The organism is Azospirillum sp. UENF 112521 (assembly GCF_058780665.1).
This window is the reverse complement of the sequence record NZ_JBSNCI010000007.1, coordinates 296,269-309,749: the sequence shown is the minus strand read 5'-3', so window position 1 is coordinate 309,749 and position 13,481 is coordinate 296,269. Positions and strand designations below refer to the sequence as shown.

Below are 13,481 nucleotides of genomic sequence, written 5' to 3'. Positions count from 1 at the left end.
TCATTCCCCCGCCGCCCGCCGCATCGCGGGCGTGAAGTCCGCCTCGGCGGACAGGTTCCGCACCGTCGCACCGGCATTACGCCCGCGGCAGACCATCACCTCCAGCGGCGACCCGGTCCAGCGCGTGCGCATCTCGCCGGCCAGCCGTTCCGCCTGCCGGGCATCACCGACGATGGCGAAGCCGGTTGGTCCCCAACTGCTCTGGCCGACCCCGGCGATCCCCTGCGCCTCCAACCAGGCCAGCGCGTCCGCCACCACGGGGCTGGTGAAGCGGCCGCCCTGGGCGGGCGCGAAATGGTCGCCGACCGTGCGCTGAAGCTGGCCGATGGCCTGTCCGAACCGGTCGGCGTCGCCCTCGGCCAGCGCCGGCAGGGCGACCATCAGCATCAGCCGGCACAGATGCGCCGCGGCGTCGGGCGGAAAGGGCGGCAACCGGCGGAATGCCTCGGCCTCCGGCGCGCCGTGCAGGCCATGGCCGCCGCGATGGAGCAGGAGCAGGATGCGCCACTCCTCCGGAAACGGCGCCCGCGCGATCACCGGCGGCGCGGCGTCGAGCCCGCCCCGGCCACCGTCGAGCAGCACCCCGCCCTGCTCGAACGCCGCCAGCCCGATGCCGGACCGGGCTCCCCGCTCCAGCGCGCGGGCCAGATCGCGGGCCGCCGTGCCGCGCCCTTCAAGGCAAACCAGTGCCGCGGCGACGGCGAGGTCGGTCTGGGTGCCGGAGCCCAGCCCGACATGGGGCGGGATCGCCTCCTCCACGATGACCGCCACGGCGTCGGGCAGCCCGGCTTCGCGCCCAAGCCGTTCGATGCCGCGGCGGACCCGCTCCGCCGATGGACCGCTGACGGTCAGCCGGTCGGCGGGCCGGGCACGCAGGGCGATGGCCGGGCGGTCGATGGCAATGCCGAGACTGCCGAAACGGCGCCCCAGCCCACCGTTCAGATCGACGAAGCCGGCATGCAGGCGCGCAGGCGCACGGACCCACACCTCCCCTATCCGATTGCGCTGGTGGCTCATCTGCATTCCCTTTGCGCGGGTCACCGCACAATGTTAGCGTTACGAACAAAATTGTCCGTAGCGCGAACGAGTATCCGCGTGCGGTAGCCCGAACGGGGCAAGACATATCCAGGGAGGAAACCGGGCATGAAGCGGATGCTTTGCCTGTCGGGGACCGACCATGCCCAAGACTTCGGATTCTCAATTTCGGAACCGATGCTTGGGCGGATCGTGGCGAAGATCGCAAAGGTCGATGAATTCTTCGGTCTGACTTCACTCATCCCGCTCAGACGATTGGGGGGCCATGAGCTTCCACCCCGACATTCTCTGCCCGTTTTGCGGGCTCGGCTGCGGCGACATCGGGATCGACCGGGATCCGTCCGGCATCGTCCCGCGGCCGAGCGGCTGCCCGCAGGCCGACCGGCTGTTCCGACGCTCCCTGGCGGTGCCGACGGATGCCCGTCGGGGCGGAGCCGCCATTTCCATGGACGAGGCCATCACCGAGGCGGTCCGGCTGCTGGAGGCCAGCCGCGCACCGCTGATCGCCGGACTGGCGGCCGATGTGGACGGCGTGCTCGCAGCGCTCAGCCTCGCCGAACACGTCGGCGCGACCGTGGACCATGAACGCTCGGACGCCCTGTTCCGCAATCTGTCGGTCCTGCGCCGCTTCGGCTGGTCGGTGACCACGTTGGCGGAGCTGCGCAACCGCTGCGACCTTGTCCTAGTCGTCGGGCCGGACCCGGCCGCGGCCTTTCCGCGCCTGTGGGAGCGCTGGGTGGTCCCGGAACCGGCCTTCGTTGCCGGCAAAGGCCGGAGCGTCGTCTTCCTGGGTGGGGACCCGCTGCCGGAAACCGTGCGGTGCCTTGGCGGCAGGACCGAAACAAGCGGGGTGGACACCGGCGCTGAGACCGATCTGGCGACGCTGGTCGGCCGGCTGAGGACAGCATTGGCCGGACGGTCGAGGGACGGGGATCCGATGGCGGCATCTATGGCGGCGTTGGCGGCCCGGTTGCGCTCCGCCCGCTATGCGGTGGTGGTGTGGGCGGCGGGGCTGTTCGAGGGGCCGCAGCCGGACCTGATCGTCGAGGGGCTGGTGCGCCTGATCCGTACGGTGGACGGCACCACCCGCTGCGCCGGCCTTCCCTTGTCCGGGGCCGACAACCTGATCGGCGCCAATCAGGCGTGCGGCTGGCGCACCGGCTTTCCCTTGCGCACCGGTTTCGATGGCGGCGGGCCGCTGCACGATCCGGAACGCTTCGACTGGCGCAGGCGCCTGCGCGATGCCGACGTGACGTTGTGGATATCCGCTTTCCGTCCAGAGACACCGCCCCTCGCCACCGGCGGCAGCGTCATCATGCTGGCGCCGCCGGAGACGAGTGTTGCGCCGGAGCCGGCGCTGTTCATTCCGGTGGGCACCCCTGGCATCGACCATCCCGGCGACGTGTTCCGCGCCGACAGCGTTGTCGCTCTCCATGCCGACGCCCTGATCGGCAGGGGCCTGCCGAGCGTCGCCGGCGTGATCGGCCGGATGCTGGCGGCACTCGGCCAAAACGCCAGAACCAGGGAGGCCGCCGGATGCTGACGAAGCTTGCCGGCGGGCGGCTGTTCGACCCTGCCAACGGGCGGCACGGCGAGGTCGCCGATCTCTGGCTACGCGACGGCCGCATCGCCGCCGATCCGGGGCCGGGCGCCACCCCGGACGCGGTGCATGACGTGACCGGCAAGGTGGTGATGGCCGGCGCCATCGACATTCACAGCCACATCGCCGGCGGCAAGGTGAACCTCGCCCGCCTGCTGATGGGGGAGGAGCACGACCGGCACCGCTTCGCCGGCCATGCCTGCGGCCACGATAGGATCGGGGGGACAGGATTGGGGGCGGCAGCGGCATCGCCACGCCCTCCACCCACACCACCGGCGCCCGCTATATCGAGATGGGATTCACCGCCGCCTTCGAGCCGGCGATGCTGGGCTCCAACGCCCGGCATGCGCATCTGGAGATGAGCGACATCCCCTATATCGACACCGGCGGCTATCTGGTGCTGGGAAACGACGATTTCCTGCTGGACCTGATCGCCACCAATGCCGGGCAGGCGGCGGTCAACGATTATGTCGCCTGGATGCTGACGGCGACCCAGAGCCTTGCCGTCAAGGTGGTCAATCCCGGCGGCATCAACGCCTTCAAGTTCAACGCCCGCTCGCTCGACCTGGACGAGGCCGGGCCGCATTACGGCGTCACGCCGCGCAGCGTCCTGACCAGACTGGCCCGTGCGGTCTACGAGTTGGGGCTGCCGCACCCGCTGCATGTCCATGGCTGCAATCTGGGGGTTCCCGGCAACGTCGCGACGACGCTCGATACCATCCAGGCGGCATCGGGGCTGCCGATGCACATGACGCACATCCAGTTCCACAGCTACGACACGGCGGGAGACCGCAAATTCTCCTCCGGTGCCGCGGCGCTGGCGGAGGCGGTGAACCGGACGCCGACCCTGTCGGTGGACATCGGGCAGGTGATGTTCGGGCAGACGGTGACGGCATCGGCCGACACCATGGCGCAGCGTCACACCGCACCGCTGGCCCACCCCCGCAAATGGCTGGCGATGGACATCGAATGCGATGCCGGCTGCGGCGTGGTCCCCTTCCGCTACCGCGACACGTCCTATGTCAACGCGCTGCAATGGGCGATCGGGCTGGAGCTTTTCCTGCTGCTCGACGATCCCTGGCGGGTGTTCCTGACCACCGACCATCCCAACGGCGCGCCCTTCACCTTCTATCCGGAGCTGATCCGGCTGCTGATGGACCGCGACTACCGGCTGGCGAAGCTGGCCGAACTCCATCCCGACGCGCCGGCCCACACCACGCTGGGCTCCATCGCCCGCGAATACACGCTGGCCGAGATCGCCATCATGACCCGCGCGGCGCCGGCCCGCATCCTGGGGCTTGCCGACCGCGGCCATCTGGCGCCGGGCGCTTCGGCCGACGTCACCGTCTACAGCGATGTGCCGGACCGCCGCGCGATGTTCGAGCGGCCCGATCTGGTCTTCAAGGGCGGCCGGCTGGTGGTGCGCGACGGCGTGCTGGTGGCGATGGCGCAGGGCTGCACCCATGTCGTGCGCCCCGGCTACGACGATCTGATCGAGCGCCGCATCGCCCGCCATTTCGACGAGCGGCTCGGCCTGCCGATCAAGCATTTCCGCATCCAGGACGCGGAGATCCGCCATGGCGCCGGCCCGCAGCTCCATCCCTGCCAACGGCGGGAGGTGCCGTGATGGCGGAGATGCAGATCAATGGCGTGCGCATCGAGGATACGTTCGCCGAGGCGTTTCCGATGACCTACACGCGGCTGGTCATCACCGCCGACACGCCCGCCTGGGTCGATGCGGCGACATCCAGCCTGACCGGCTTCGCCACCTCGGTCATCGGCTGCGGCTGCGAGGCGGCGGTGGAACGGCTGCTGACGCCGGAGGAGACGCCGGACAGCCGGCCGGGTGCCGCGGTGATGATCTTCGGCATGTCCACCGGCGACCTCGCCAAGCTGGTGGTCAACCGGGTCGGGCAGTGCATCATGACCTCGCCGGGGTCGGCCTGCTATGCCGGACTCCTGCAGGGAACGAAGCGCATTCCGCTCGGCGGGGGCTTGCGCTATTTCGGCGACGGGCACCAGATTTCCAAGAAATTCGGCGACCGCCGCTTCTGGCGCCTGCCGGTGATGGACGGCGAGTTCGTCTGCGAGGACAGCGTCGCCGTGGCCAAGGGCATCGGCGGTGGCAATTTCCTGATCCTGGCCGCCAGCCACCGCCAGTGCCTCGCCGCGGCGGAGGCGGCGGTCGCGGCGATCCGGCCCCTGCCCGGAGTCATCCTGCCCTTCCCCGGCGGGGTGGTGCGGTCGGGGTCCAAGGTCGGCTCGAAATACAAGGCGCTGATCGCCTCCACCAACACGCGGTTCTGCCCGACCTTGCGGGCGGTCGAACCGGAAACGCTGCTGGCCCCGAACGTCGAAGCGGTGCTGGAACTGGTGCTGGACGGCATCGACGAGACGGCGATCCGCACCGGGATGCGGGCCGGCATCACCGCTGCGGCGGCCGGTGGGACGGCGGCCGGCGTGCTGGCGATCACCGCCGGGAATTACGGCGGCAAGCTGGGGCCGCACCATTTCCACCTTCATGAGGTGATGGGCGAGGCGATGAAATGAGCGGCATGACCCTGACCTTCCGCGGCGATGCCGGAATGGCGGTGGACATGTCCGCCCTGCTGCCCGAACGGCTGGCCGGCCTGACCGCCGGCGAGGTCGCCGGACTGCCGCTGCCCTGTGGCGGCGGGGTGGCGACCGTCGGCGGGATGTTCGAGGTGTCGGCAGGCGATGCGGCCGAGGGGCTGCTGATCCGGCCCGGACAGGCCGTCCTGCATCGGGTTGGCGCCGGGATGGCGTCCGGGCGCATCCTGGTGGAGGGCGATGCCGGCAACCATGCCGGTGCCGGGATGAGCGGCGGACTGCTGCGCATCGCCGGCAACGCCGGGGATGCATTGGGCGGCGCCCTGCCCGGCTTGCCGCTGGGGATGCGCGGCGGGCTGATCGGCGTCGGCGGCAGCGCCGGTGACCGGGCGGCCGAACGGATGCGCCGCGGCATCGTCGTCGTCGACGGACCGGTCGGCGCCTATGCCGCCGGCTTCATGGTCGCCGGAACGCTGGTTGCCGGTGGCGGCTGCGGTCCGCATCCGGGATTCGGCATACGGCGCGGCACGCTCCTGCTGGGCAGGGCGCAGGACGAAGCGCCCGAAGGCTTTGCCGACGGCGGCACACGCGACTGGCTGTTCCTGCACCTGCTGCGGCGCGCCCTGGAGGGAAGCGGAAGCTGGTTCGAGCGCATGGGCACCACCCGCGCCCATCGGTTCATCGGCGACCTTGCGGAGGGAGGGCATGGTGAGATTCTGGCGGTGGCCTGAACGACGATCCCGCTTATCGAAGCCGCGGCGGCCGGTTGCCGTCATCCTGCCGCTTTTGGGCCTGCTGGCCCTTGCGTCGCCGGCAGCCGCCCACGGGAGTGGGCCTCAGGAGGCCGGTGCCACGGCGGTCCTGATCGGCTATCTGGCACGCCAGGAGGATCCGCGCACCCCGCTCAGCTTCCTGGAGCCGGTCGCGACCGACGAAGGGCTTCAGGGGGCCCGGCTGGCGCTCGCCGACAACAACACGACCGGAGTCTTCCTGAAGCAGAGCTACCGGCTGGTGGAGCAGGTCCTGCCGCAGGACGGCGACATCGCCGCCGGGGTGAAGGCGCTGGCCGACGAGGGGGTGCGCTTCGTCGTCGCCGATCTGCCGGCCGATGCGCTGCTCGCCGCCGCCGACCGGCCTGAAGCCAAGTCCATGATGCTCTTCAACGCGCGCGCCACCGACGATGCGCTGCGCAACGAGCAATGCCGCGCCAACATCCTGCACACCGCCCCCAGCCGGCGCATGCTGGCCGATGCGCTGGCGCAGTATCTCGCCTGGAAGAAATGGCCGCGCTGGAGCCTGCTGGCCGGCCGCGACCCGGGCGATGCGCTCTATGCCGAGGCCGTCCGCCGCGCGGCCAAGCGCTTCGGCGGCCGGATCGTCGACGAGAAGTCCTGGACCTTCGACACCGGGAACCGGCGCACCGACACCGGCGTCACCACCATCCAGTCCGACATCCCGCTCGCCACCCAGGGGCCGGATTACGACGTGCTGGTCGTCGCCGACGAAGCGGGCGATTTCGGCGACTATCTCGACGGACGCACCTGGTATCCGCGCCCGGTTGCCGGCACCCAGGGGCTGACCGCAACGGCCTGGTCCCGGGTGAACGAACAGTGGGGCGGCACCCAGTTGCAAAGCCGGTTCGAAAAGCTGGCCGGACGCTGGATGACCCCTCGCGACTATGCCGCGTGGCTGGCGGTGCGCAGCGTCGGGGAGGCGGCGGCCCGCACCGGCGCCACCGGCTTCGACGGCTTGGCCGGCTATCTGCACAACCCCGATTTCGAGCTGGCCGGCTTCAAGGGCGAGGCGCTGTCCTTCCGCGCCTGGGACGGCCAGATGCGCCAACCCATCCTGATCGCCGGGCCGCGGATGCTGGTCTCGGTGTCGCCGCAGGAGGGGTTCCTGCACCCGGTCACACCTCTCGACACGCTCGGCGACGATGCGCCGGAAAGCAAATGCCGTCTCAACCGATAGGGCGGACCCAACAAGGCGGACCACACCATGCGACACCTGCTGTCCTGCACCCTTCTGCTTCTCGCCGGCCCGGTCCTGGTTGCCGAGCCCCTCCTCGCCGAAACGATTTTCGTGTCCAACGAGAAGGACAACCAGATCGCCGTGGTCGACGGCGACAGCCTTCAGATCAAGACCAAGATCAAGGTCGGCCGGCGTCCGCGCGGCATCACGCTGAGCGCCGACGGGACGCAGCTTTATGTCTGCGTCGGCGACGACAACCGCATCGACGTGGTGGACATCGCCAGCGGCAAGATCGTCCACACATTGCCCTCCGGCCCCGATCCGGAACTGTTCGTGCTGTCGCCGGACGGGACGAAACTCTATGTCGCCAACGAGAACGACAACATGGTGACGGTGATCGACGTCGCCGAACGCAAGGCCATCGGCAACATCCAGGTCGGCGTCGAGCCGGAGGGGATGGGGATCAGCCCCGACGGCAGGATTCTGGTCAACACCTCTGAAACCACCAACATGGCGCACTTCATCGACACGGAGAAGCATGCCGTCGTCGGCAATGTGCTGGTGGACAGCCGGCCGCGCGTCGCCCGCTTCACCGACGACGGGAAGCAGGTCTGGGTGTCGAGCGAGATCGGCGGCACGGTCAGCGTGATCGACGCGGCGGCCCACAAAGTGATCAGGAAGATCCGGTTCGAGGTCACCGGCGTCCGGCGCGAGGCCATCCAGGCGGTGGGCATCCAGATGACGAAGGACGGCAAGCGCGCCTTCGTGGCGCTGGGTCCGGCAAACCGCATCGCCGAGATCGACACCGCCAGCCTCGAGGTGAAGCGCTATTTCCTGGTCGGGCAGCGCGTGTGGAACCTCGCCTTCTCCCCCGACGAGAAGCGGCTCTACACCACCAACGGCATCAGCAACGATCTGTCGGTGATCGACCTGGAGCGCAACAAGGTGATCAAGAGCATTCCGGTCGGCGGCGCGCCCTGGGGCATCGTCGTCAAGCCGTAAACTGACGGAACCCCAGCGCCGCGGCCTCTTGCGGACCGAGCATGAGGGGACGGGGTGTTGTCAACTTGACCAGCCAAGGACGCAGTGAGGCTGAGCCGCCCCGCTGCAGGGTCGTTGGTCAGCTGGCCTGAGCAAGCCCGGTCACCTCGCGCCAAGCGGTGAAGGCGCGAGCACGGGCGACGCGGTACTCGGAGGCGGAGATCAGGTGGCGGCGCAGTTGGAAGTGAGTGTGGATCCGGCTGTGGATGGAGAGAAACCGCTGGGCGTGTCGGACTGATTTGAACCGCTTCATGTGCCGCTCGTGCCGTCGGGTCGGCTGGTGTGAGACTTCGCAGCGATTATTTAGGTATCGGCTTTGCCGATGCTCGCTGCCGAGCTTCATCTCCCTCTTCGCTGCGGCGTAAGATTTCAGCTTATCCGTGACCACGACCCGCGGCGCATAGCGCAGTCCTTTCAGTAGCTTGCGAAAGAAGCGCTTGGCCGCCTTGGTGTTGCGCCGGCTCTGCACCAGGATGTCCAGCACCACCCCATTCTGATCGACGGCGCGCCACAGGTAATGCTGCTTGCCACAGATACGGATGAAGACCTCGTCCAGGAACCACTTGTCGCCCGGCTTGGGCCGGCGCCGCTTGAGGGTGTTGGCGAAGACGCGCCCGAAACGGAGGCCCCATTCCCGGATGGTCTCGTAACTGACCTCAATGCCGCGCGCCGCCAGCATCAACTCGATCTCGCGCAGGCTCAGGCTGAAGCAGTGGTACAGCCACACCGCTTCGCTGATGATCTCGGCCGGAAAGCGGAAACCGCGATAGGGATTGGACGTCGTGCTCATGCTTGCCAGCCTGCCATGCCAGAGCGGCCAACGCCAACCTGACAACGCCGCGACCCTGCCCGCGCTGCGCAGCGGCAGCGCGGCCGGAGGCTATCCGTTCCTCGAATTCGATGCCGGCCCCAACCCGCTGCTGGATCTCTGCGGCCGTCCCGCCGTCAACGGCGACGGGACCGTCACGGTGCCGGACGGTCCGGGCTTTGGCATCGAGCTGAACGCCGACATGCTGTCACCCTTCGTCGTCGCCCGGCAGGACGTGACGGCACGATAGTCCCCAGGGTGCGGTTGATCGGCGGCGTCGGTCAGGCAGGCTGGTTCCGACAGAGGTCCATTCAGAAGAAGGCCGCGGTCGGCAGCGGGGTCCCGTTGACCGCATGATCGCCGATTGCCCGCGCCTTGTAGGCATTCGGATTGTGTGACGAGAGGGTGCGGATGTTCCGCCAGTGGCGGTCCAGACGGTTGCCGGCCCGGATGGCGGAGGCGCCGCCGACCTCGAACAGGCGGGTCGCCGCATCGAGAGCCAGTTCGTCCACCATCACCTTCGACTTCGCGGTGCGCAGTGCCGCCTCGACGAAAAGCGCCTGATCGGGAGGCCCGGCGACAGCGGAGCGGAAGGCGGCATCCAGCGCGTCGACCGCCCTGAGCACCGCGGCCTCGGCGACATAGGCAGCACTCGACAGCCGGCCGACGACCTGCTGCAGCAGCGGGTCGTCGGCCGGACGGGCGGCGACGGCGTGGTAGTAGTTGCGCTCGCGCCCCGCCACCAGTGCCGCGGCATCCGCCACCACGGCACGCAGGATGCCGGCGACGATGGCGGTCAGGTAGAGCTGCGCAAAGGTTGCCCGGAAAGGCAGCCGCACATCCTCGTCGGCGCCGAACAGCACGTCGTCCCGCGACACCGGCACCCGTGACAGGACCGTCGTGCCGCTGGCGGTCAGCCGCTGGCCGATGCCGTCCCAGTCGTCGTCGACGGTCACCCCTTCACTGCTGGTCGGCACGAAGGCCGACGCCGTCCTGCCGTCCGGCGTCCGCGCATTCACCAGGATGAAGTCGGAATAGAAGTTGCCGGTGCTGTAGTATTTCCGTCCGTCCAGCACGTAACCGGTCCCGGACGGCTCAAGGCGGGTGTCGCCGTCGTTCAGCCCGATGTTCTGGATGCCGAGTTCGCTGACGCCGAGGCCGATGATGCGGCCTTCGCGCACATGGCCGAGCCAGCGCGCGTATTTCGGATTGTCCGCGGTGCGCAGCGCCTTCTCCACGAAGGCGAAATGGTTGCGCAGGATGTGGGGGATGTTGGAATCGGCCTCGGCAAGGTCGAGCACCAGCTCGAACAGGTCGGCCAGCGATGCCCCGCCGCCACCGGCCTGCCGCGGCAGCCGGAAGGCGCCGAGACGGGCCGCGCGCAGCAGGTCGATCGCCTCGCCGGCCCTCGCCTCGCCGCGGTCGCGGGCCTCGGCCCCCGCAGCGATGGCCTCGACCAGTCGGCGCAGCGCGGGCGAGCCGGGTCCGGGGACCTCGGCCTTGCCGATCCCGGGTTCGCCATGGCGTGGGCCGGTCCTGTCGATAACGGTCATTGTCGTCTCCACTATGTCGACCCGGTGCGGGTCAGATCTTGGTGTTGATCGGAGGCAGCGCGCCGGTGAGGTAGAAGTTGCCGATTGCCTTGGCCTTGTAGGCCACCGGATCGTGGGTGGTATGGGTGCGCGCGTTGCGCCAATGCCGGTCGAGGTTGAGCGTCCGCGAGGTGGCGGATGCCCCGCCGATCCGGTAGAGCATCTCGCTCACCCTCACCGACGCCTCGCTGGCGGCGAACTTCGCCTCGGCGACGGCGACCGAAGCCTCGCCGAGCGGCCGGTCGGCGGCGCCGTCGCGGTGGAACAGGCGGACCGCCTCGTCCAGAACCGCCGCGGCGCGCCCGACCAGCGCCTCGGCGCCATGGGCCAGGACCGCCATCTCGCCGACGGTGTACTGGACGTAAGGGTCCTCGACCGCGCGCCCGACCCCGGCCTCGGGCAGCGGACGGGCATGGGTCCGCCCGTAGGCGACGGCCTCCTCCAGCGCCGCCAGCGCGATTCCGGTGTCGAGTGCCGAATGAAGAAGCTGGGCGAAGGCGCCTTCGTAGGTCCGGCGGCGGCCGTAATCGGGAATGGGCATGACCTCGCCCTCGTCGAGCCGGACATTTTCGAAGATCATGGTGCCGCTCGCCGTCGTGCGCTGCCCCATCCCGTCCCAATCGTCGATGACGGTGACGCCCGCGCGGTCGACCGGAACCACCGCCGCCGCCCGGCCGCCCTCCAGCAGAGCCGTGACCAGGGTGAATTCGGCGAACAGGCTGCCGGTCGTGTAGTATTTGCGCCCGTCGAGCCGGTAGCCGCCGCCGTCGGAGACAATCCGCGTCGCCATGTCGCCGATGCGGGTGCCGCCACGCTCCGCCGCCGCGTTGCCGTTGAGCCGGCGGCCGTCCAGCAGCAGGCCGAAATAGCGCCGCTTCTGCGCTTCGCTGCCGTAGATGCGGATCTTCTCGACGTTGGGAAAGGTCGCGGCGGCGGACTGCGCGATGTTCGGATCGCCCTTCGACAGGTTGAGGACGATCCGGGCGAACTCGCCCATGCTCACTTCCGGCCCGCCATAGGCGGCCGGCACGCGGGCCGCCAGCAGGCCGCTGCGGGCAAGCTCGGAGATTTCCTCGAACGGCATCCGGCGTTCGAGGTCGCGGGCAGCGGCGCCTGTGGCGAAGCGCCGGCCGAATTCGGCGGACAGTTCGACGAGCGCGGCGCGGTCACGCACGGGAGGGCCGCTCATCGCTCGATCCACACATTCTTGAGCGACGAGATCGCGCCGTCCGGGGTCGTGTTGATGCCGTGGACCTTGCGGTTGTAGAAGGTGAAGTGCTGCATGTCGAACAGCGGTACCAGCGGCAGGTCGGTCATCGCCTGACGCTGGAGGTCATGGAACAGGAGCTTCCGCTTGTCCGCATCGCTCTCGACGCGGATCGCCTCGATGATGCCGTCCATCGCCGGGCTGGAATAGCTGGACGCGTTGACGTAAGGGACGCCCGGTGCCTGGGCCTTGGTCCAGTAAAGCCGGAACAGCCCCATCTGCGGATCGATCAGCGGCGAAATCTGCAACAGGTTCAAATCGAAGCTGTAGTCCTTGTAGACCTTGCGCAGATAGGTCGGATCGTCCGTGCTGTTCAGCTTCGCGTCGATGCCGACGGCCTTCAGGTTCTGCCGGATGAACTCGGCCGAATGGGAGGTCACGTCGCCGACCGCGGTGAAGTCGAGGTTGAGCGCGAAGCGGATGCCGTCGGCCTTGCGCGGATAGCCGCCCTCGTCGAGCAGACGGTTCGCCGCCGCGACGTCGAAGTCATAGCGCTGGACGTCGGGCGTGTAGAATGTCTTGACGCTGGCCGGAATCGGCCCGGTCGACGGCTTACCCAGCCCGTACCACACGGTTTCCACCAGCTTCGCCTTGTCGACCGCGTGGGCGACCGCCTTGCGGACCTTGTCGTTCGCCAGGATCGGGTTCCGCAGGTTGAATTCCAGGATGTAGAACTGCGAATGGTAATCGTAGCCGCGCGTCTCGAACCGCAGGTTCGGATCCTTGCGCAGTCTGGCGACGTCGCCGAACGGCACCGCGTCGTAGGGTGCGTACTGCACCTCCCCGGTTTCCAGCGCAGCGGCACGGCTCGCGGTGTCAGGGATGGCCTTGAAGATGACCCGGTCGAGATAGGGTTTGCCCTCGTCCCAATAGTCCGGATTGCGTTCCAGCTCGACATACTGGCCCTTCTTCCAGTCCTTGAAGCGGAAGGGACCGGTGCCGACCGGCCGGGAAGTGGCCGGGTTGGTCTGGATCGGCGAACCCTCGAAGACATGCTTCGGCAGGATTTGGGATTCCGCCGCGTTCAACGCGCTCAGGATCACCAGCGACGGCGCGGAAAGGCGGAAGACGGCGGTGTATCGGTCCGGCGTCTCGACATCCTGCAGCGAGGCGAAGGTCAGCCGCCCGCGCGGGTGCGTCTTCTTCCACACCTCCAGCGCACTGAACTTCACGTCATCCGACGTGAACTCGACGCCGTCATGCCATTTGACGCCGTGACGCAGTTTGAAGGTGATCGACAGCCCGTCGGGCGCGACCTCCCAGCTTTCGGCGAGGCTCGGCCGGACCGAGAGATCCTCGGCATAGCTCAACAGCCCGTCATACACGTTCGTCGACAGGGCGGCGTTGGCATACTGGTTGTTGAAGGCGGTGGTGAGGACGGACGGCTGGGGTTCGATGGTGGCGATCAGCGTACCGCCGCGCACCGGCGCCGCGCTCTGCTGTGCCCCGGCCTGGAGCGGGAGCGCCGCCAGTCCGAAGGCCAGGGCGGCAAGGGCGAGCGGACGGACGAATGGGCGCGCGGCGGGGCGCCCACGGACGAGGACCATGGTCGATTCCTTCTGGATCGGGCGGTGTAAAAGTCTGGGTGTGAAAGTC

The 13,481-nt window shown here is 68.8% G+C and carries 13 protein-coding genes; 8 read left to right on the top strand and 5 right to left on the bottom strand.

Translation table 11 applies throughout. From position 1 onward, the window contains the following. The gene (locus ACWPN8_RS30160; RefSeq protein ID WP_492243443.1) at nt 1–1,017 is read right to left on the bottom strand and encodes a beta-ribofuranosylaminobenzene 5'-phosphate synthase family protein; all 1,017 of its coding nucleotides are present in this window, start codon (nt 1,015–1,017) and stop codon (nt 1–3) included. Between the two features lie 283 nt (nt 1,018–1,300). On the opposite strand from ACWPN8_RS30160, the gene ACWPN8_RS30155 reads away from it, so the two are divergent. Genes ACWPN8_RS30155 through ACWPN8_RS30125 form a run of 7 tightly spaced genes read left to right on the top strand, consistent with a single transcriptional unit; the run spans nt 1,301 to nt 8,179 of the window. Beyond that, nucleotides 1,301–2,578, top strand: a complete 1,278-nt coding sequence (locus tag ACWPN8_RS30155; protein ID WP_492243442.1) for a formylmethanofuran dehydrogenase — start codon at nt 1,301–1,303, stop codon at nt 2,576–2,578. Further along, a complete protein-coding gene (locus tag ACWPN8_RS30150; protein WP_492243441.1) occupies nt 2,572–2,997 on the top strand; it encodes a hypothetical protein in 426 nt (141 codons plus the stop codon). Before ACWPN8_RS30155 ends, ACWPN8_RS30150 begins: the two co-directional genes overlap by 7 nt. Further along, nucleotides 2,883–4,262 (top strand): formylmethanofuran dehydrogenase subunit A, encoded by a 1,380-nt coding sequence (locus tag ACWPN8_RS30145; protein ID WP_492243497.1) that lies wholly within the window; start codon nt 2,883–2,885, stop codon nt 4,260–4,262. The genes ACWPN8_RS30150 and ACWPN8_RS30145 overlap by 115 nt, the downstream gene beginning before the upstream one ends. Further along, a complete protein-coding gene (gene fhcD, locus ACWPN8_RS30140; protein WP_492243440.1) occupies nt 4,262–5,185 on the top strand; it encodes a formylmethanofuran--tetrahydromethanopterin N-formyltransferase in 924 nt (307 codons plus the stop codon). The genes ACWPN8_RS30145 and fhcD overlap by 1 nt, the downstream gene beginning before the upstream one ends. Further along, entirely contained in the window at nt 5,182–5,937 is a 756-nt protein-coding gene (locus tag ACWPN8_RS30135) for a formylmethanofuran dehydrogenase subunit C (RefSeq protein ID WP_492243439.1), read from the top strand. Before fhcD ends, ACWPN8_RS30135 begins: the two co-directional genes overlap by 4 nt. Next, nucleotides 5,912–7,177 (top strand): ABC transporter substrate-binding protein, encoded by a 1,266-nt coding sequence (locus tag ACWPN8_RS30130; RefSeq protein ID WP_492243438.1) that lies wholly within the window; start codon nt 5,912–5,914, stop codon nt 7,175–7,177. The genes ACWPN8_RS30135 and ACWPN8_RS30130 overlap by 26 nt, the downstream gene beginning before the upstream one ends. A 27-nt stretch (nt 7,178–7,204) precedes the next feature. Further along, complete coding sequence (locus tag ACWPN8_RS30125; RefSeq protein ID WP_109095615.1) at nt 7,205–8,179, top strand: PQQ-dependent catabolism-associated beta-propeller protein; 975 nt, start codon at nt 7,205–7,207, stop codon at nt 8,177–8,179. A gap of 118 nt (nt 8,180–8,297) precedes the next feature. Here the strand turns inward: ACWPN8_RS30125 and ACWPN8_RS30120 are convergent, their stop codons facing one another. After that, nucleotides 8,298–9,008: an IS6 family transposase gene (locus ACWPN8_RS30120; RefSeq protein ID WP_492243437.1), complete on the bottom strand. Its 711-nt coding sequence runs from the start codon at nt 9,006–9,008 to the stop codon at nt 8,298–8,300. On the opposite strand from ACWPN8_RS30120, the gene ACWPN8_RS30115 reads away from it, so the two are divergent. Then, nucleotides 9,001–9,276 carry a hypothetical protein gene (locus ACWPN8_RS30115; protein ID WP_199237439.1) on the top strand — a complete coding sequence of 92 codons (276 nt, stop codon included), beginning with the start codon at nt 9,001–9,003 and terminating at the stop codon, nt 9,274–9,276. The genes ACWPN8_RS30120 and ACWPN8_RS30115 overlap by 8 nt on opposite strands. A 61-nt stretch (nt 9,277–9,337) precedes the next feature. On the opposite strand, the gene ACWPN8_RS30110 is transcribed toward ACWPN8_RS30115, so the two are convergent. The 3 genes from ACWPN8_RS30110 to ACWPN8_RS30100 are packed head-to-tail and all read right to left on the bottom strand — an operon-like array spanning nt 9,338 to nt 13,432. Next, nucleotides 9,338–10,579 carry an acyl-CoA dehydrogenase family protein gene (locus tag ACWPN8_RS30110; RefSeq protein ID WP_492243436.1) on the bottom strand — a complete coding sequence of 414 codons (1,242 nt, stop codon included), beginning with the start codon at nt 10,577–10,579 and terminating at the stop codon, nt 9,338–9,340. 31 nt (nt 10,580–10,610) lie between these two features. Next, on the bottom strand, nt 10,611–11,807 hold the full coding sequence (locus ACWPN8_RS30105) for an acyl-CoA dehydrogenase family protein (protein ID WP_492243435.1): 1,197 nt from the start codon (nt 11,805–11,807) through the stop codon (nt 10,611–10,613). After that, nucleotides 11,804–13,432: an ABC transporter substrate-binding protein gene (locus tag ACWPN8_RS30100; protein WP_492243434.1), complete on the bottom strand. Its 1,629-nt coding sequence runs from the start codon at nt 13,430–13,432 to the stop codon at nt 11,804–11,806. The genes ACWPN8_RS30105 and ACWPN8_RS30100 overlap by 4 nt, the downstream gene beginning before the upstream one ends. Nucleotides 13,433–13,481 lie beyond the last annotated feature (49 nt).